The 17,990-nt window shown below is 64.4% G+C and carries 17 protein-coding genes and 1 tRNA gene; 3 read left to right on the top strand and 15 right to left on the bottom strand.

Annotated features, from left to right (window positions below):
* Position 1 precedes the first annotated feature (1 nt).
* The 4 genes from VIF40_RS15530 to VIF40_RS15515 form a co-directional block, all read right to left on the bottom strand.
* Entirely contained in the window at positions 2 to 2,479 is a 2,478-nt protein-coding gene (locus VIF40_RS15530) for a TonB-dependent receptor (RefSeq protein ID WP_331938421.1), read from the bottom strand.
* 20 nt (positions 2,480 to 2,499) lie between these two features.
* A complete protein-coding gene (locus VIF40_RS15525; protein ID WP_331938420.1) occupies positions 2,500 to 3,201 on the bottom strand; it encodes a hypothetical protein in 702 nt (233 codons plus the stop codon).
* Entirely contained in the window at positions 3,201 to 3,608 is a 408-nt protein-coding gene (locus VIF40_RS15520) for a biopolymer transporter ExbD (RefSeq protein ID WP_331938419.1), read from the bottom strand. The genes VIF40_RS15525 and VIF40_RS15520 overlap by 1 nt, the downstream gene beginning before the upstream one ends.
* Positions 3,609 to 3,930: 322 nt before the next feature.
* Positions 3,931 to 4,584, bottom strand: coding sequence for a TetR/AcrR family transcriptional regulator (locus tag VIF40_RS15515; RefSeq protein ID WP_331938418.1), 654 nt, complete (start codon positions 4,582 to 4,584; stop codon positions 3,931 to 3,933).
* 137 nt (positions 4,585 to 4,721) lie between these two features.
* On the opposite strand from VIF40_RS15515, the gene VIF40_RS15510 reads away from it, so the two are divergent.
* Genes VIF40_RS15510 through VIF40_RS15500 form a run of 3 tightly spaced genes read left to right on the top strand, consistent with a single transcriptional unit; the run spans position 4,722 to position 7,821 of the window.
* Positions 4,722 to 6,725, top strand: coding sequence for an FUSC family protein (locus VIF40_RS15510; RefSeq protein WP_331938417.1), 2,004 nt, complete (start codon positions 4,722 to 4,724; stop codon positions 6,723 to 6,725).
* Positions 6,722 to 6,931: a DUF1656 domain-containing protein gene (locus VIF40_RS15505; RefSeq protein WP_331938416.1), complete on the top strand. Its 210-nt coding sequence runs from the start codon at positions 6,722 to 6,724 to the stop codon at positions 6,929 to 6,931. The genes VIF40_RS15510 and VIF40_RS15505 overlap by 4 nt, the downstream gene beginning before the upstream one ends.
* Positions 6,928 to 7,821, top strand: a complete 894-nt coding sequence (locus VIF40_RS15500) for an HlyD family secretion protein (protein ID WP_331938415.1) — start codon at positions 6,928 to 6,930, stop codon at positions 7,819 to 7,821. The genes VIF40_RS15505 and VIF40_RS15500 overlap by 4 nt, the downstream gene beginning before the upstream one ends.
* A 284-nt stretch (positions 7,822 to 8,105) precedes the next feature.
* Here the strand turns inward: VIF40_RS15500 and VIF40_RS15495 are convergent.
* From VIF40_RS15495 to nuoI, 11 genes are all read right to left on the bottom strand, one after another.
* Positions 8,106 to 8,181, bottom strand: a tRNA-Lys gene (locus VIF40_RS15495).
* Positions 8,182 to 8,298: 117 nt separating this feature from the next.
* On the bottom strand, positions 8,299 to 8,532 hold the full coding sequence (locus tag VIF40_RS15490) for a DUF1467 family protein (RefSeq protein WP_331938414.1): 234 nt from the start codon (positions 8,530 to 8,532) through the stop codon (positions 8,299 to 8,301).
* 46 nt (positions 8,533 to 8,578) lie between these two features.
* The gene (mce, locus tag VIF40_RS15485) at positions 8,579 to 8,983 is read right to left on the bottom strand and encodes a methylmalonyl-CoA epimerase (protein WP_331938413.1); all 405 of its coding nucleotides are present in this window, start codon (positions 8,981 to 8,983) and stop codon (positions 8,579 to 8,581) included.
* Between the two features lie 39 nt (positions 8,984 to 9,022).
* Positions 9,023 to 10,693, bottom strand: coding sequence for a ribonuclease J (locus tag VIF40_RS15480; protein WP_331938412.1), 1,671 nt, complete (start codon positions 10,691 to 10,693; stop codon positions 9,023 to 9,025).
* The gene (locus VIF40_RS15475) at positions 10,690 to 11,493 is read right to left on the bottom strand and encodes a biotin--[acetyl-CoA-carboxylase] ligase (RefSeq protein WP_331938411.1); all 804 of its coding nucleotides are present in this window, start codon (positions 11,491 to 11,493) and stop codon (positions 10,690 to 10,692) included. Before VIF40_RS15475 ends, VIF40_RS15480 begins: the two co-directional genes overlap by 4 nt.
* Positions 11,493 to 12,926: an NADH-quinone oxidoreductase subunit NuoN gene (gene nuoN, locus VIF40_RS15470; RefSeq protein WP_331938410.1), complete on the bottom strand. Its 1,434-nt coding sequence runs from the start codon at positions 12,924 to 12,926 to the stop codon at positions 11,493 to 11,495. The genes VIF40_RS15475 and nuoN overlap by 1 nt, the downstream gene beginning before the upstream one ends.
* 13 nt (positions 12,927 to 12,939) lie before the next feature.
* On the bottom strand, positions 12,940 to 14,451 hold the full coding sequence (locus tag VIF40_RS15465; protein ID WP_331938409.1) for an NADH-quinone oxidoreductase subunit M: 1,512 nt from the start codon (positions 14,449 to 14,451) through the stop codon (positions 12,940 to 12,942).
* On the bottom strand, positions 14,451 to 16,514 hold the full coding sequence (gene nuoL, locus VIF40_RS15460; RefSeq protein ID WP_331938408.1) for an NADH-quinone oxidoreductase subunit L: 2,064 nt from the start codon (positions 16,512 to 16,514) through the stop codon (positions 14,451 to 14,453). Before nuoL ends, VIF40_RS15465 begins: the two co-directional genes overlap by 1 nt.
* A gap of 6 nt (positions 16,515 to 16,520) precedes the next feature.
* Entirely contained in the window at positions 16,521 to 16,829 is a 309-nt protein-coding gene (gene nuoK, locus VIF40_RS15455) for an NADH-quinone oxidoreductase subunit NuoK (protein ID WP_331938407.1), read from the bottom strand.
* Positions 16,830 to 16,842: 13 nt separating this feature from the next.
* Positions 16,843 to 17,445 (bottom strand): NADH-quinone oxidoreductase subunit J, encoded by a 603-nt coding sequence (locus VIF40_RS15450; RefSeq protein ID WP_331938406.1) that lies wholly within the window; start codon positions 17,443 to 17,445, stop codon positions 16,843 to 16,845.
* A gap of 46 nt (positions 17,446 to 17,491) precedes the next feature.
* Complete coding sequence (gene nuoI, locus VIF40_RS15445) at positions 17,492 to 17,980, bottom strand: NADH-quinone oxidoreductase subunit NuoI (protein ID WP_331938405.1); 489 nt, start codon at positions 17,978 to 17,980, stop codon at positions 17,492 to 17,494.
* Positions 17,981 to 17,990 lie beyond the last annotated feature (10 nt).

The following is a 17,990-nucleotide window of genomic DNA, read 5'->3' as shown; positions in this document are numbered from 1 at the left end:
CTCAGAACCCCACGGAGAAGGTCGCGGTCGCCGAGAAGCCCTGGCCGACATAATAGGTCGGCGCGCTGGCAGAGACCATGTTGCCATAGACGCCGCGCGTCGCCACCGCATTGTTCTTGATGCTGTTGGCGCCGGTCAACGCATGGGTGCTGGTGATGTTGTAGAGATTGACGCGCAGCTCCGGCTTCTTGCCGAAGGCGATATCGTCGAAGCGATAGCCGACCATTGCGTCGACGCGGGCGTAGGGCGAGATGGATTCGTCGTTCATGAAGGTCGAATATTGCCGGCTCGTCACCTTGGCGGCGAGATTGCCGAGGATGTGGCCGTCGTCATAGTCGACGCCGAGCGCGCCAGTCCATGTCGGCGAATTCGGCAGATGCTTGCCCTTGGTCGGCAGGAAATCGTTGATCGAGGACACCGGCGAGCCAGCCGGCGTCGCGCCCGAGGTCGACAGATTGTCGAGAATGCGCGTCTGCAGATAGTTGGCCGAGAGATAAGGCCTGAAATTGTAGATCGGCCGCGTGCCGATCTCCGCCGCGACGCCCCAGAGATCGACCGCGCCTGCGTTGATCGTCGTGCTGACCGATGAGCTGGAGTTCGGCAGGAACACCGTCGTGCTGATCTGACGGTTTTCGTAATGCGAGCCATAGAGCGACACCGAGGTCGCGAACAGCGGACTCTGGTAGCGATGGCCGAGCTCGACTGTGACGGCTTTTTCCGGCGCGAGATGATTGGCGGGAGTCAGCGATCCATTGCTGGTGTTCACCGAATCGGCGAGCGCGAAATTCGGCGACGCGCGGAACGACGTCCCGACCGAGCCGAAGATCTGATGATAATCCGCGAACTTGTAGCGGAAGCCCGCTTGCGGCAGCGCGACGAGATCGCTCTGCGTGCGCAGCGGCGTGACGCCCGGCAGGAAATTATAGACGGAGCGATGGATCGAGGAGACTTTCACGCCGGATTCGATCGTCAGCTTGTCGTCGAGGAGAGTCCAGGTGTCGCCGACGAGGCCGGTGTTGGTGACGGTCTGCGTCAGCAGGTCACGAAATTGAGGCGCGCCGACGCCGGGAATGTTGATCGCGCCGGAGTCGAAGAAGGGATCGACGACCGAGCCGTCGCCGTTGAGGAAGGCGTAAGGCGCCGTCTGACGGTGGTTCGCATATTCGAACCAATAGCCGAGCATGAGCTTATGGTCGCCGAGATCGAAGGTGAATTTATTGACGAGTCCGGGGCGGAGCGTCTCGGTGATCGAGGGATTGTAATACATCCCTTTGTCGTTTTTGGTGACAACGCCATTATTGTTCCAGTCGGCGCCGCCGACGTTGTAGCGGCCGTAATAGAACGAGTTTTCCGTCACCGACGACACGCCGCCGCCACTGCCGTATCCGTACCAGAAATAGGGAATGGCGTCATAGGTCACGCCGCTATCGATCGAGATGGTCGTCGGCGCGCTGACGATCAGATTGCGGAACGGATTAATGCGCCATTTGTAATAGAGGCTGGCCTGATTGGCGGAGCGATCCCACGCCGCGGGCGGCGAGCCGGCCGGCGGATTGAAGTATGACGCCGGCAGAGCCGTATTGTAGCCGACGGCGTTGGCGCCGAGTATGTTGTAATTGCCGAGCGTCGGATTCTGGTAGAAATTATTGAGCGCATCGTTGAAGATCACCGAAAGGCCGACGCGATTGCCCTGCCCCGGCTCCCATACGCCCTTGAAGTCGACGTGCTGGCGCTCGTTGGAGCCAGGACCCGCCCAGTGATTTTCCGTGTAATGCGAATAGGACACATAGCCACGGAAATCGCCGATCTGGCCGGTCTCCGCGCGCGCGAATTCACGAGTCAGGCTGTGCATGCCATAGGAGAAATCGACGAAGCCGCCGCGCGTCTTCGAGGGATCCCGCATATAGATGTTGATGACGCCGCCGGAGGCGCCGATATGCGGGCTATCGAGATCGGGCGAGCCTTGCGCGATCGAGATCTGCTCTATGTTCTCGCTATCGACATATTCCTGCGGATAGAGCGCGTAATTGCCGGAATCGTTGACCGGCATGCCCTCGATCGTGAGGCCCAGCTGATCGCTGTTGTAGCCGCGAATGCGGATGTTGCCGCCATTGAGGCCGGAATTGTCGGTGCTGGTGATGACGACGCCCGGCAGGAGATTGATCATCTGATAGGGATTGGCGGTCGGCGACATTTTGGCGATAGCGTCGCGCGTCACTGTCGAACGCGTCTTTACCGCTTCTTCCTCGATCATATAGCCGCCGCCCAAATCCTGGCGGTTGACGCCGTCCGGCGGCAGCGGCGCGGCGCCGGCGCCGTAAATGTCGACGCGGCCGAAGTCGGTCGGCGCCGCGGTGAGGCCGCTCTGCGAACGGTTGTCATGCGCCGGCTTTTGCGGCTCCTGCGCAGATTGCGCCAGAACGAGGGTCGGCGTCGAGGCGCCGGCGAGCAGGGCGAGCGTGAGGACACGGAACTTCATCGGAAGACCTCTGTTGCGAACTATCTCGGGTGGAAGACGACAACGCCGCTGAGCGACCCTCCGCCCGCTGCGGAGGCGCAGGCGACGGCGCGTGAGCGCGCAGCGGAATCGAGGATCGCTGAGCCGGAGCTTTTGGTGACGGACGCCGAGCCGCTCGAGATCGCGATGCCGACGGAGCCCGAAGGCTTTTGCAGCCGCGCGTCCTTGGACGTCGGATAGGGCGCGCCGGCGAGACAGGCGCGAAAAGCGGCGACATTGCCGGACGCGCGCGCGCTTGGCTCGGCCGCGGCGGCTTCGCCTCGCCGCGCGACGGCAGGCTTCTCGCGCGCTTCTCTTCGCGAATCGGCCTTCGAGTCGTCGCTGCGTTCCTTGCGCGGACGCTCTTCCGCTTTCGGCTGCGGCTTTTCGGGCTTTTGCGGCTTTGGTCGCGCCGCGACCGGCGCCGGCGCGTCGCTCGGCGGCGGCGTCTCCTCGAGCGTCTGTGGCTGCGGCGCGTCTATGGGCGTCTCTTGAAGCGGCTCCGGCTGAAGCGGCTCCGACGCTTCCGTCTCGACCGGCAGATCGAGCGCGATCTCCGTCGTCTGCGCGCCTAGATCGGCCGGCGAGACCAGATTTGTCTCGGGCGCCATCGTCAGCGCCAGAGCGAGCAGCGTCAGCGCGCCGGCGAGGCCGGCGGCGTTGCTCGCGACGTCGAGCCTGTCCATCGCCAGTCTGGCCCGCACTATTTCGGCCTCGTGACGATGGAGGCGCTCGCGACCTTCGCCGCCTTGAGCGCGTCCAGGACCGAGACGAGATTTTGAAGTCCCGCGCCCTCGTCGCCGCTGATGACGACGGCGAGCGGCTTGTCCTCGCTCGCCAGGCCGCGCAGGCGCTCGGGGAGCTCGGATAACGAGATCGGCTTGCCGTCGAGATAGGTGTCGCCGGCGCGATCGATGCCGATCGTCACGCGGGTCCGCTCGACGACCTTGTCCGGATGAGCAGAGCTCGGCGGCGTGACTTTGAGCCCGAGCGCCGGCAGCACATTGATGCTGATCAAGACAAAGAAGACCAACAGGAACATCATCACGTCGATCATCGGAATAATTTCGATGCGCGCGTGTCTCTCGCGGCGCTCCGGCCAACTCCGCATCCGACCTGCTCCCTAGGTAGTTATCGACTTCGAACTACTCATGAGGGGGCATTTGATTCAGATTCATGACTATAAAAGTCACCTGACATTCAAAAATATGACGTCTTTTCGCCTTAATAGGCGCCCAGGCCCAGCATTGGCTAAGCATAAGTACGTGTCCGCGCAATTGTTGCGCTTCTGCCACAGGCGCCGCGAAATCGAATCTGCGCGCGCTTGCCTCAGGCTCGACGCGGCGATCCGAACGCCGCCGGCGGAGCGATTTTTCGTGCGGAGCTATGAAAGGGAGGAGTCGCCCGTCATCGATCGGCGCGAGCGCTGTCCATCATGGAGCGTCGAAGAAGAGATCGAGATTCGCCTCGAACAGATCGCCGATGTCCAAGGGATGATCGCGGTCGAGCAAGCCATTATGAATGATGGCGAACCAGATCGGCGCGATGAGCAGATGGGGATATTTCTCGAGCTCGACGCGGCGCAGCTCCCCGGTCGATCGCGCTGTCGCCGCCAAAGTCCGGATCTGATTCAAAAGCGGTTCGAACATCACGCGGCGATAAATGTCCGTCATCTCGGGAAATCTCGCGCCTTCGACGAGCACGAGGCGGGCGATGGCGGCGCGACCATTGCGCTCGATCTCGCGTATCGATACGAGCATGGTGCGCCGCAAGAACGTCGACGCCGTCTCATCGGGTCGGCGATTGGCCGGATCGGCGTCGATCACGGCGCCGGCGATCTTCTCCCGCACGACCGCTTCGAACAGAGCTTCCTTGGCCGGAAAATAGCGATAGGGCGTGCCCTTGGCGACGCCGGCGCGCTTGGCGACGCCGTCCATCGTCGTGTCGGCGTAGCCTTTCTCCAGAAATTCGCCGAGCGCCGCATCGACGATGACGCGGCGCGTCTGCGCAGTCTTCTCCGGACTCGGCCCTCTGCGCGCCCGCGGCGCTTCCGAGGCCTTGGTGATCTCGGTCGGTCCATCCGCCATGCGTCTCGTTCCTTTCGGCTCGACCCCACTCGCCAGATTACGGCTTGACATAAAATGACCTAGTAGTCATTTTTATCGAAGCCCCGGCCAGACGCAAGCGGCTTCGCTGCGTTCGCCGGTCCGCGCGGGACACTTTCATGACCTTTTTCAGCGGGAGCCATTGGTTGTTCACGGTCAAGACCTTCGTCGCCGGAATGACGGCGCTAGCCGTGAGCTTCTGGCTCGATCTGCCGCGGCCCTATTGGGCGCTGGCGTCGGTCTATATCGCGTCGCAGCCGCTCTCCGGCGCGACGACGTCCAAGGCCGCCTATCGGGCGGCGGGCACCTTGCTCGGGGCCGCGGGCGCGGTGCTGATGGTTCCCAATCTCGTCGACATGCCGCTCGCGCTCGCGCTCGCCATGTCGATCTGGGCGGGGCTCTGCCTCTATCTCGCTCTCCTCGACCGCACGCCGCGCGGCTATGTGTTCATGCTCGCCGGATATACGGCGGCGATCGTCGGATTTCCCGCCGTCGACGCGCCGGAGACGATTTTCGATCTCGCTCTGTCGCGAACCGAGGAAATCCTCGTCGGCATCGCCTGCGCCACGCTGGTGTCGAGACTCGTCTTCCCGCGCTCGGTCGGCCCAGTGGTCGCCGAACGGCTCGACGCCTGGCTGCTGCACGGGCGCGCCGCCGCGGTCGACGCGCTCGATCCGGAACGACGAATGGCGAACGATGCGCATTGGCTGCGCCTCGTGACGGATGTGGTGGAGATCGAGATGCTCGCAACCCATCTCGCCTTCGATGCGGCGGTCGAGCGACGATCCCTCGACAGAGTTCGTCGCATCGTGCCGCGCATGCTCATGCTGTTTCCGGTTCTGTCGGCGATTTCCGACCGGCTGGCGGCGCTCGTCGATCTCGGCGGCGAGTCGGAGCGCATTTGGTCGCTGGTCGAGCGCGCACGCGCCGTGGTCGCGGCGCCCGAATCCGCCGATGCTCACGAGGACGCGACCGAGTTGCGACGCGACCTCGCGGCGGCCGCATCGCCGAGCCTGGACGCCTCCTGGCGCGCGCTCGTCGAGGCGAGTCTCTGCCAGCGCCTGCGCGAGCTGCTCGACATTTTGCACGACTGCGCCGCGTTGACGCGGGCGCTCGCCGAAAAAAAGGCCGAGCCGGCGCCCTTGCGCCTCACGATCGAGCTGCGCATCGAACGCGTCCGCCATCTCGATCACGGCTCGGCGCTGCACGCCGCCTTCACGCTCGCCTGCGCGATTTTCGCCTGCTGCCTGCTCTGGATCGTCACGGCCTGGCCAGAAGGCTCGATCGCCGCGATGATGGCGGCGATCGTCGGAAGCCTCTACGCCTCCCAGGACGATCCGACTCCATCGATCGCCGGCTTCGCCGAATGGACGATCCTCGCCGCGATGATCGCGGGCGTCTATCTTTTCGCTATTCTACCGCACGTCCACAATTTCGAGACGCTGGCGCTGGCGCTCGCGCCCGTCTACCTCGCCTTCGGCCTGCTGATCGCTTCACCGCAGACGATCCGCATCGGCCTTCCGCTCGCCATCGTGACGCCCACCGCCATGGCCTTGCAGGAGCTCTATTCCGCGGAGGCCGAGGCTTTCGTCAATTCGAGCCTCGCAATGTCCGCCGGCATGGTGCTGATGGCGATCGTGACGGCCGCGATCCGTCCGGCCGGCGCGCAATGGCGCGCCCGCCGCTACGCGCGCGCGAACCGCGCCGCCCTCGTTCAAGCCGCCGATCTGCGAGCCGGCAACGATGAACGGCTGATGGGTCTGATGCTCGATCGGCTGTTTCTGCTCGCGCCCATCGCCCATGCGGTCGGACATACGCTGCCGCAGGCGCTGTGCGATCTGAGAACAGGCCTGAATATTCTCGATGCGCGCCGGGCGCGAAGCACGCTCGACGGCGCGCCCAGAAGAAGGATCGACGCACTGCTGATGCATCTTTCCCGATCGTTCCGCGCAGCGGCGCCGACGCCATCGCGCGCCTCTCTGCAGGCGATCGACCGCGCGCTGGCGACGGCCCGACGCGCCGGCGACGAGCGCCTGCTGCTCTCCCTGGTCGGCCTGCGGCGCTGCCTCTTCGCCACAGAGCCCGCGCCCGAACGATCTTCGACGGAGGCGGACATCGCATGAATGCGGAAATCAGCGTTTTCGGCGTGTTCCTATCGTCGCTGCTCGCCTTCGCGGTCGTCGCGTTCCTCCTCGAAATCATGATCAGGCGAGCGCTCGAAGCCGTCGGCTTCTACCGCTTCGTGTGGCATCCGGCTCTGTTCAACCTCGCCATGTTCGTCTGCTTGCTCGGCGCCTGCGTTCTACTCTTATCCACGGAACGGCTTTGAAAACGAAACTGCTCACTTTCCTTCGCATCGCGACGACGTCGGCGCTCGCGCTGGCGGCTGCGCTCGTCGTCTGGCGCCTCTGGGAACACTATGAAATAGAACCATGGACCAGGGACGGGCGCGTGCGCGCCGATGTCGTCGCCGTCGCCGCCGACGTGTCGGGACTCGTCAGCGAGGTGCTCGTCCATGACGATCAGTTCGTTCGCAAGGGCGACGTGCTGTTCCGCATCGATCGGGAGCGCTTCGTTCTCGCGCTGCGCCAGGCGGAGGCGATTCTCGACGGGCGCGCCGCCGCGCTCGACGCCGCGACGAAGGATCTCGCACGCTATCGCGCTCTCGAGGCGACGAAGACGATCGCAGTCTCCAAGCAGCAGCTGGACGCGGCGATCTCCACACAGGCCCAGGCCCAGGCGGCGTCGCGGCAGGCCGCGGCCGACCGCGATCTCGCCCGACTGAACCTGGAGCGATCCGAGGTCCGCGCCTCGGTCAGCGGGCCCTTGACCAATTTCGACCTGAGGCCCGGCGCCTATGTGACGGCGGGCAAGGGCGTCGCGGCGCTCATCGACGCGCAGAGCCTGCATGTGGACGGCTATTTCGAGGAGACGAAGCTGCCGATGATTCATGTCGGCGACCGCGCCGAGGTCCATCTGATGGGCGAGAACAAAAAGATAATCGGCCGCGTCGAAGGAATAGCGGGGGGCATAGAGGATCGCGAGCGCAGCGCCGGAACGTCGATGCTGCCGAACGTCAATCCGACATTCAGCTGGGTGCGGCTCGCTCAGCGCATTCCGGTGCGCATCGCGCTCGATCCGGCGGCAGGCGAGGTCGCATTGATCGCGGGCCGCACGGCGACCGTCGTCATCGCCGCCAAGAGCCCGCCCGCCTCGTGATCATCGGCGTTGAACAATTCACCTTGCTCGGCGAGGTCGGAAGCAAACGAGATCGCGCATTTCGACCCTTTCCGAAACGAGCTGCGGATCTCACCGGGCAATTAGTTAGGTCGGCGCCTGCCGTCGTGACGCCCCCCCCCAGTGGGGGCGCTCGCGTCGGCAATCCGTCGACGCGGCGCGCAGACGAGCCAAAAAGCGTTGAGCCGGCGCCTCGCCCGTGGCACCACAGAGAAGACGATTCTCCTCTCGATCTCGCCGACCGCCACCTAACTCACTGTTTTCCATGGTGAGCGCGATGGGACTCGAACCCATGACCCTCTGATTAAAAGTCAGATGCTCTACCAACTGAGCTACGCGCTCGCTCGAAAGTCTCTCGGAACCGCAGGGCAATCGCCTCGCGGGTCATCGTGACTACAGCGCTCGACCCCTACCCGTTGCCGACCGACCGGTCAACCCCGCCTCGACCGGATAGTCCCTCTATCCGACCCAGTTCACATAAAGCGCGAAGAGCGTGAACAAAACCGCAGAAACCACCGTCGTCACGACGGCCTTGATCCAGAGCTTCGGCGCGATCGGAGCGCCGGGGTCCCCTCCGGTCGGCGTGTCGCCCTCCTCCTCCGAAGAGCGAACCCCGAACGGCAGAATCGCAAAAAGCAGGATCCACCAGATGGTGAGATAGATCGCGACCGCGAGCGGCGTCGAGAATGGCAAAGTTTGCGCTCCTTGACCTCACGCCGCCTCCGGCGAAGGACCCGGCTCAGGCCTGCTCGAGCTCGAGCAGCGCCCCGTTGAAGTCCTTGGGGTGCAGGAAAAGCACCGGCTTGCCATGCGCGCCGATCTTCGGCTCTCCGTCGCCCAGCACGCGCGCGCCTGACGCTTTCAGCTGGTCGCGCGCCATCACGATGTCGTCGACCTCATAGCACAGATGATGAATGCCGCCCGCCGGATTCTTGGCGACGAAGCCCGCGATCGGCGATCCTTCGCCGAGCGGCTGCAGCAGCTCGATCTTGGTGTTGGCCAGCTCGACGAAAACGACCGTGACGCCATGCTCGGGAATAGCCTCCGGCTCGGAGACCTTCGCGCCGAGCGTGTTTTTATAGGTCGCCGCCGCCGCCGCAATATCCGACACGGCGATAGCGACATGATTCAAGCGTCCGATCATGATGCTTCCCTGAGACTTCACAGAAACCTAAATGCGCCATCAGGCCTCGATGATCAATACATGCACCTGAGGCTTCTTGCCCCAGACGGCATTGACGCTGGCCCGGACGGCGCGCTCCACCGCCGTCGCCGCCGCGTCGAAATCCCGGCGCTTCTGCCGCGGCAGATTGTCGAAGGTGCGGAAAATGGCGTCGTCCACGACCTCGCCCATATCCTGCCCGTCACGGCCCTTTTTGGGCAGGCCGGAGATCAGCACATCGGGGTCGCCGATGAGATCGCCGCGCTTGTCGATGGCCAGCGCCAGCGACACCACGCCCGAAAAGCCGAGCTTGACGCGCTCCCGCACGGCGCCGTCATTCTCCGAGACCAGCACGTCGCCATCTTTGAGAAGGCGCCCCGTCGGCGCCTTGCCGACGATGCTGGGCACGCCGGGAAACAGGCGCACGATGTCGCCATTGCGCGCGCCGATGGTCGTCTCCACGCCGCGCGCCTTCGCGAAAGCGGCGTGGACGGAGAGATGATGCCCTTCGCCATGCGCCGGCACCGACACCCGCGGCCGCACCCAATCATAGAACTGCGCCACCTCGCCGCGCCGCGGATGGCCGGAGCAATGAACGAGATGGTCGTGGTCGGTGATCACCTCGACGCCCAGATCGCAGAGCTTGTTGATGACGCGATGCACCTCCCGCGTATTGCCGGGAATGGCGCGCGACGAAAAAATGACCCTGTCGCCGGCGACGAGCTTGATGACCGGATGCTCCTTTTCCGCGACGCGCGCCATGGCCGCGCGCGTCTCGCCCTGGCTGCCGGTCGCCAGCACGACGATTTTGTCACGCGGCAGACCAGCGAACGCATCGAGGGACAGAAAGGGCGGCAGCCCGTCGAGAAAACCGCATTCGCGCGAGACCTGGATGACGCGCTCCATCGCGCGCCCGGCGATGACGACGCTGCGGCCCGCCGCCTGCGCCGCCTCGGCGACGGCGCGAATGCGCGCGACATTGGAGGCGAAGGTCGTCACCAGGACGCGATGCTTCGCTTCGCCGATGAGCTTGCGCAGCGTCTGCGCCACGTCGCTCTCCGAGAAGCTGTCGCCCTCGCGCAGAATATTGGTCGAATCGCAGATGAGCGCGTCAACGCCCTCGTCGCCGAGCGCCTGCAGCCGCGCCGCGTCGATGCGGTGGCCGACGCCGGGCTCGGGATCGATCTTCCAATCGCCGGTGTGAATGGCGAGCCCGAGCGGCGTGCGGATCGCCAGCGCATTGGCCTCCGGAATCGAATGCGCCACGGCGACGAACTCGACATCGAATGGGCCGATGTCGAGGCGTTGGCCGGTCGCCACGGTGACGACCTTCACATTCGGCGCCCCGGCCTCACCGAGACGCCGCGCCTCGAGCAGGCCGGCCGCGAAACGCGTCGCATAGACGGTGCAGCCGAGCTTGGGCCAGAGGAAGGACAAGGCGCCGATGTGATCCTCATGCGCGTGGGTGATGACCAGCCCCACGAGGTCGCGGCGGATTTTTTCGACGAAGGACACATCCGGCATCAGCAGATCGACGCCCGGCAGCTCCGGGCCGGGAAAGGCCAAGCCACAATCGACCATCAGCCATTTCCGCGCCTTCGGCGGCCCGAAGCCATAGAGAGCGGCATTCATCCCGATCTCGCCCAGACCGCCTAGCGGCGCAAAGACGAATTCGTTGGTTTCCTCGGTCATCGGCTTCGCTCCGGCTCGGGCCGGGCCGACGCGAGGGCCGGCAAGAAAATGTCTCCCGCTTCGATGGCGCGTCGGCCGCTGCGGGTGGAAATAATAAGGCGTCCGTCGGCGTCGATCGTCTCGAATGTCCCGGAAACCGTCTCGCGCGCCAACCGCGCCTCGATCTCGCCGCCCAATCCGGCAGCATGTCCGAGCCAGCGCTCGCGCAGCACGGCGAAAGCGGACCCGCCGGCCCACAGAGCCAACGTCTCCGCCATTTTGTCCGAGAGCAAAGCAAAGAGCGCGCCGGCGCCAGGGCCCGACAAACGCGACAAATCGCTCGCCGGCAAGGGGAGATCGTGCGGCGCGGCAACACAATTGACCCCGATGCCGATGACGCAGCCGAAATGCGCGCCCGCCCCGCCCGGCTGGACGCCCTCGAGCAGCACGCCCGCCAGCTTCTCTCCGTCGAGCAGCACGTCGTTCGGCCATTTGAGCGCGAGCCGATCGACCGCGCCAGTCGCCTCGATCAGCGCGGCGATCGTCGCGAGCCCGGCGACGAAGCCGAGCTGTGGCGCAAGGGCCGGCGGCCCGAAACCCGACAGCAGCAGGCTCGCATGAAGATTGCCCTCGAGCGAGCTCCAGCTGCGGCCGAGTCGGCCGCGGCCCTTGGTCTGGCGCGCGGCGACGATCCACAATGGACCATCATCGCCCGCCTCCGCGCGACGTTTGGCTTCGTCGTTCGTCGAGTCGATTTCGTCGTAAATCTCGAGACGAACGCCGCGCGCGAGAGCGCGATCACCGAGCTTCACGCCTTCCATCAGAACAAGGATTTCGCCGCCGCGGTCGCCGCTTCCACGACCGGCGCGGGATAGAGCCAGAAGCCGAGCAGGAACAGCGTCGAGACCGCGAGCACGGCGCGCAGCGACAAAGGCGAATGATCGAAGGCCGGAGCGGGATCGTCAAAATAGATCACCTTGACGACGCGCAGATAATAGAAGGCCGAGATCGCGCTCGCCAGCACGCCGACGATGGCGAGCGGAAACAGCCCGGCCTCGACCGCGGCCAGCAGCACGTAATATTTGGCGAAGAACCCGGCGAGCGGCGGCACGCCCGCCAGCGAGAACATCAGCATGGCCAGGAAGAAGGCCGCGACGCCATTGTTGCGCGAGAGCCCGGAGAGATCGGCGATCTTCTCGACCGGATGGCCCTCGACGCGCATCTGCAGAATGGCGGCGAAAGCGCCGAGCGTCATCACCAGATAAATGGCGAGATAGATGGCGACGCCGCGCACGCCCGCCTCATTGCCCGCCGCGAGGCCGACCAGGGCGAAGCCCATATGGCCGATCGACGAATAGGCCATCAGACGCTTGATATTGGTCTGGCCGATCGCCGCGAAGGCGCCCAACAACATCGAGGCGATGGCGAGGAAGATCACGATCTGCTGCCATTGAACGACAATGCCCGGAAAGGCCGTGAACACAATGCGCGCCGTGATCGCCACCGCCGCCATCTTGGGCGCCGAGGCGAAGAAGGCGGTGACCGGCGTCGGCGCGCCCTCGTAGACATCCGGCGTCCACATATGGAAAGGCGCGGCGGACATTTTGAACGCGAGGCCGGCCAGCACGAAGACGAGACCGAAGATCACGCCGAGCGGCGGAGCGCCGGTGATCGACTTGGCGATGCCGTCGAAGGAGATGGTGCCGGCGAAGCCATAGAGCAGCGAGGCGCCATAGAGCAGCATGCCGGACGACAGCGCGCCGAGCACGAAATATTTGAGTCCCGCCTCGGAGGCCCGCGCATCGTCGCGGTCGAATGCGGCGACGACATAGAGCGCGAGCGACATCAGCTCGAGGCCGAGATAGAGCGCGATGAGATTGTCGGCGGAGACGAGCAGCAGCATGCCGACCGTCGACAGCAGAACCAGCACCGGGAATTCGAAATGGCCGAGCCGGGCGCGCTGCAGATAGTCGCGCGACATCAATATCGTCACCAGCGAGCCGAGGAGCGTCAGCGCCTTCACGAAGCGCGCGAAGGCGTCGTCGACGAAGGCGCCCTCGAACAGCGAGGCGTCCGACGTCTGGCCGAAGAACAGCGCCAGAATGGCGAGTCCGATCAGCGCCACGGCGAGCTCGTTGACGAGGCCGAAGGCGCGTGTCCCGCGCCAAGCGCCGATCAGGATCAGCGCCAGCACGCCGAGGACGAGAATGGATTCCGGCAGGAAGTGATGCGCGAGCGCGGTTGAGAACGACATCGTCAGCGACCGATCATTGAACGGCCTGGGCGACGACTTTCGCCGCATTGGCCAGGGCCGTGTGAGATTGCAGGAGATTGGCGACGGAGGCCGCGGAAGCCTCGAGGATCGGCCCCGGGCGCAGGCCGTAATAAATGGTCAGCGCGATGAGCGGCACGAACAGGACGAGCTCGCGCGCCGTGAGATCGCTGATCGACTGCAGCGACGGCTTGTCGAGCGGTCCGAAGACGACGCGCCGATAGAGATAGAGCGCATAGGCCGCCGACAGCACGACGCCCGTCGTCGCGAACAGCGCCACCCAGCTATTGGCGACGAAGGCGCCGGCGAGCGTCAGGAACTCGCCGACGAAGCCCGAGGTTCCGGGCAGGCCGACATTGGCCATGGTGAAGATCATGAAGGTGACGGCGTAGAGCGGCATGCGATTGACGAGGCCGCCATAGGCGGCGATCTCGCGCGTATGCATGCGGTCGTAGATCACGCCGACGCAGAGGAACAGCGCGCCGGACACGAAGCCGTGCGAGATCATCAGGAACATCGCGCCCTGCACGCCCTGGGTCGTCAGCGTGAACAGCCCCATGGTGACGAAGCCCATATGCGCGATCGAGGAATAGGCGATGAGCTTCTTGATGTCCTCCTGCACCAGCGCGACCAGCGAGGTGTAGATGACCGCGATGACCGACAGCGCATAAATGAGCGGCGCGAAATAAGCCGAGGCGTCCGGGAACATGGGCAGAGAGAAGCGGATGAAGCCGTAGCCGCCCATTTTCAGCAAAATCGCCGCGAGGATCACCGAGCCCGCGGTCGGCGCCTCGACGTGAGCGTCGGGCAACCATGTATGCACCGGCCACATCGGCATCTTCACCGCGAAAGAGGCGAAGAAGGCGAGCCACAGCCATGTCTGCATCGACGGCGGGAATTGCGTCTCGAGCAGAGTGACGATGTCGGTTGTGCCGGTCTTGCCATAGATCGCCAGAATGGCGATCAGCATCAGCAGCGAGCCCACCAGCGTGTAGAGAAAGAATTTGAAGCTCGCATAGACGCGCCGCTTGCCGCCCCAAATGCCGATGATGAGGAACATCGGAATGAGGCCGCCCTCGAAGAAGAGATAGAAGAGCACGAGATCGAGCGCGCAGAACACGCCGATCATCAGCGTCTCGAGGACGAGGAAGGCGATCAGATATTCCTTCAGGCGGAACGTCACCGACTCCCAGGAGGCGAGAATGGCGAAGGGCGTCAGGAAGGTCGTCAGCAGCACGAAGGGCATGGAGAAGCCGTCCACACCCATTTTATAGGTGAGGCCGGAGCCGAACCAGCTCTTCTGCTCGACGAGCTGAAAGGCCGCGCTCGCCGTGTCGAAGCGCCCCCAGACGACGAGCGAGAGCAGGAAGACGACGATCGTCGTCAACAGCGTCGCCCATTTGGCGTTGCGCAGCGTCGCCGCGTCCTCGCCCTTCAGCGTGAGGATGAAGGCCGCGCCGACGAGCGGCAGAAAGGTGAGGCCCGTGAGAATGCCGAAACCGAACATCAGCGCAGTCCTCCCGCGACGAACCAGGTGACGACCGCCGCGACGCCGATCAGCATGGCGAAGGCATAGTGATAGACATATCCGGTCTGCAGCTTCACGGCGAGACGCGCTCCGTCCACAACGCGCGCGGCGACGCCATCGGGGCCGAGCCCGTCGATGATGCGACCGTCGCCGCCCTTCCACAGCAGCCGACCGAGCGCAAAAGTCGGACGCACGAAGATCGCGTCATAGAGCTCGTCGAAATACCATTTGTTGAGCAGGAAACGGTAGAGGCGCGGGAAGGCGTGCGCGATCTTCTGCGCCGTGCCCGGAGCGAGCTGGTAGACGAAGAAGGCGACGAGGAAGCCCGAGATCATCATCACCGTCGCGGCATAGGAAACCCAATGCGGGACTTCATGCATCGCGTGCAGAATGTGATTGTCATGGCCGGTGAACAGAGCGCCCTTCCAGAACTCGTCATAGGCGTGGCCGGCGAAGTCGCTCATGAACACCGCGCCCGCCGCGACCGCGCCCACCGCCAGCACGGCGAGCGGAAACAGCATCACGATCGGTGACTCGTGCGGAGTATGATGGCCATGGCCGTGGGAGTCATGCGCATGATCGTCATGAGCATGGTCGTCGCCATGCGCATGAGCGTCGCCTTGTGTCGCATGAGCGTCGCCATGCGTCGCATGGGCGGCGCCATGCGCCTCCTTGGCCTTGCCGAAGAAGGTCATGAAGACCAGACGCCAGGAATAGAAGGAGGTGAGCCCCGCCGCAATCACCGTCGAGACGAAGGCGAAATAGGCGACGCTGTGATGCTCTCCGGCCGCGAAGGCCGCCTCGATGATCGCATCCTTGGAGAAGAACCCTGCGAAGCCGAGATCCGTGCCCGGAATGCCGACGCCGGTGAGCGCCAGAGTGCCGATCGTCATCATGGCGAAGGTGAAGGGAATCTTGTTCCACAGCCCGCCCATGTTCCGCATGTCCTGCTCGTGATGCATCGCATGGATGACCGAGCCGGCGCAAAGAAACAGCAGCGCCTTGAAGAAGGCGTGGGTGAAGAGATGGAACACGCCGAGCGAATAGGCGCCGACGCCTTCGGCCACGAACATATAGCCGAGCTGCGAGCAGGTCGAATAGGCGATGACGCGCTTGATGTCGTTCTGCACGAGGCCGATCGTCGCGGCGAAAAAGGCGGTCACGCCGCCGATCAGCGTGACGAAGGCGAGCGTGTCCGGCGCATATTCGAAGATCGGCGACAGGCGCGCGACCATGAACACGCCGGCGGTGACCATTGTGGCGGCGTGGATGAGCGCCGAGACCGGCGTCGGGCCCTCCATCGCGTCCGGAAGCCATGTGTGCAGCAGGAATTGCGCCGATTTGCCCATCGCGCCGGTGAACAGCAGGAAGGTGGCGAGCGTCAGCGCGTCGAAATCGGCGCCGAACACATGGATCTTATGGCCAGCGATGCCCGGCACGGCGGCGAAAACCTGCTCGAAGCTGACCGACTGAGTGAGCTGGAAGACGAGGAAAATACCGAGCGCGAAGCCGAAATCGCCGACGCGGTTGACGACGAAGGCCTTGATGGCGGCGGCGTTGGCCGAAGGCTTCTGATACCAGAAGCCGATGAGCAGGTAGGAAGCGAGGCCGACGCCTTCCCAGCCGAAGAACATCTGGACGAGATTGTCGGACGTCACCAGCGTGAGCATGGCGAAGGTGAAGAGCGACAGATAGGCGAAGAAGCGCGGACGATCAGGGTCCTCGTGCATATAGCCGATCGAGTAGAAATGCACGAGCGCCGAGACCGTGTTCACGACGACGAGCATCACCGCGGTCAGCGTGTCGACGCGCAACGCCCAATCGACGCTGAGCTTGCCGGAGGTGAACCAATTGGCGAGCACGGGCGCGCTGGCGTGGCCATGGCCGAGCGCCACGTCGAAGAACACGATCCAGGAGAAGCCGGCCGCGATGAACAGCAGCGTCGTCGTCAGGAGCTCGGACGCGCGCGCGCCGATGCGCCGTCCGAACAGGCCCGCGACGAGAAAGCCGATGAGCGGCAGGAAGACGATTGCTTGGATCATCGGCGCTCAGCCCTTCAGAGAGTTGATGTCCTCGACCGCGATCGTGCCGCGGTTGCGGAAATAGGTGACGAGAATGGCGAGGCCGATGGCCGCCTCCGCCGCCGCCACCGTGAGGATGAACAGGGCGAAGACCTGTCCGGTCAGATCGCCGAGCGAGGCCGAGAAGGCCACGAGATTGAGATTGACCGACAGCAGGATCAGCTCGACCGACATCAATATGATGATGATGTTCTTGCGGTTGAGGATGATGCCCGCGACGCCGAGCGTGAACAGGATCGCCGAGACGACGAGATAATGAGTGAGGTCGACGACCATTGCTGCGCTCCCCTCAGAGGCCCGCCCGCGAGGGCACTTTCTTGATCTCGATGACATTGTCGCGCGTACGCGCGTTCTGCTCCGCGATCTTCTGCCGCTTGACGCCGGGCCGGTGATGCAATGTCAGCACGATCGCGCCGATCATGGCGGTGAGCAGCACCAGGGCCGAAGCCTGGAAGAAGAGGAAGTATTTGGTGTAGAGCACCTGGCCCAGCGCCGCCGTGTTGGAGACGCCCGCGACGATCGGCGCAGCCGCCGCCTCCCGCGCGCCGGGGGCGCTCTGCCAGCCGAGCGCGACCAGGCCGAGCTCGCCGAGCACGACGGCGCCCACCGCGGCGCCGATCGGCAGATATTTGGTGAAGCCCTGGCGCAAAGCGGCGAAGTCGACGTCGAGCATCATCACCACGAAGAGGAACAGAACGGCGACCGCGCCGACATAGACGACGACGAGGATCATGGCGAGGAATTCAGCCCCGGCGAGCAGGAAGAGCCCCGCGCCATTGACGAAGGCGAGGATGAGATAGAGCACCGAATGGACCGGATTGCGCGAGACGATCACCGCGAAAGCCGATGCGATCAGCACCGCCGAGAAGAGATAGAAGAATGCCACAGCCACTTTGTCGTCCTCTCTCGAGAGCCTCGTAATCCGCGCGATCTCGCTTTTAGCGATAGGGCGAATCGAGCGCGATGTTGCGCGCGATCTCGCGCTCCCAGCGTGCGCCATTCTCGAGCAGGCGCTCCTTGTTGTAGTAGAGCTCCTCGCGCGTCTCGACCGCGAATTCCTGGTTCGGCCCCTCGACGATGGCGTCCACCGGGCAGGCCTCCTGGCAGAAGCCGCAATAGATGCATTTCACCATATCGATATCGTAGCGAGTCGTGCGGCGCGTGCCGTCGTTGCGGCGCGGACCGGCCTCGATGGTGATGGCCTGCGCCGGGCAGATCGCCTCGCACAGCTTGCAGGCGATGCAGCGCTCCTCGCCATTGGGATAGCGGCGCAGCGCATGCTCGCCGCGGAAGCGCGGCGAGATCGGGTTCTTCTCATGCGGGTAGTTGAGCGTCGCCTTCGGCTTGAAGAAATAGCGCATCGACAGGAAGAAGGCCGCGATGAACTCGGCGAGGAAGAGCGACTTTGCCGCTTGATCGAGCTTCATGACGTCACCC

The organism is Methylosinus sp., from assembly GCF_036560965.1.
In the GTDB taxonomy this organism is placed as follows: domain Bacteria; phylum Pseudomonadota; class Alphaproteobacteria; order Rhizobiales; family Beijerinckiaceae; genus Methylosinus.
Note: the sequence above shows the minus strand (reverse complement) of the source record. Positions and strands in the feature narration are given on the sequence as shown.

Excerpts from the sequence above, each read along its gene's own strand:
- nuoL (WP_331938408.1), bottom strand. The coding sequence starts at position 16,514 with ATGATCCAAGCAATCGTCTTCCTGCCGCTCATCGGCTTTCTCGTCGCG.
- VIF40_RS15515 (WP_331938418.1), bottom strand. The coding sequence starts at position 4,584 with ATGGCGGATGGACCGACCGAGATCACCAAGGCCTCGGAAGCGCCGCGG.
- VIF40_RS15465 (WP_331938409.1), bottom strand. The coding sequence starts at position 14,451 with ATGTTCGGTTTCGGCATTCTCACGGGCCTCACCTTTCTGCCGCTCGTC.
- nuoK (WP_331938407.1), bottom strand. The coding sequence starts at position 16,829 with ATGGTCGTCGACCTCACTCATTATCTCGTCGTCTCGGCGATCCTGTTC.
- VIF40_RS15480 (WP_331938412.1), bottom strand. The coding sequence starts at position 10,693 with ATGACCGAGGAAACCAACGAATTCGTCTTTGCGCCGCTAGGCGGTCTG.
- VIF40_RS15475 (WP_331938411.1), bottom strand. The coding sequence starts at position 11,493 with ATGGAAGGCGTGAAGCTCGGTGATCGCGCTCTCGCGCGCGGCGTTCGT.
- nuoI (WP_331938405.1), bottom strand. The coding sequence starts at position 17,980 with ATGAAGCTCGATCAAGCGGCAAAGTCGCTCTTCCTCGCCGAGTTCATC.
- mce (WP_331938413.1), bottom strand. The coding sequence starts at position 8,983 with ATGATCGGACGCTTGAATCATGTCGCTATCGCCGTGTCGGATATTGCG.
- VIF40_RS15520 (WP_331938419.1), bottom strand. The coding sequence starts at position 3,608 with ATGCGGAGTTGGCCGGAGCGCCGCGAGAGACACGCGCGCATCGAAATT.
- VIF40_RS15530 (WP_331938421.1), bottom strand. The coding sequence starts at position 2,479 with ATGAAGTTCCGTGTCCTCACGCTCGCCCTGCTCGCCGGCGCCTCGACG.
- VIF40_RS15510 (WP_331938417.1), top strand. The coding sequence starts at position 4,722 with ATGACCTTTTTCAGCGGGAGCCATTGGTTGTTCACGGTCAAGACCTTC.
- nuoN (WP_331938410.1), bottom strand. The coding sequence starts at position 12,926 with ATGTCGTTCTCAACCGCGCTCGCGCATCACTTCCTGCCGGAATCCATT.
- VIF40_RS15505 (WP_331938416.1), top strand. The coding sequence starts at position 6,722 with ATGAATGCGGAAATCAGCGTTTTCGGCGTGTTCCTATCGTCGCTGCTC.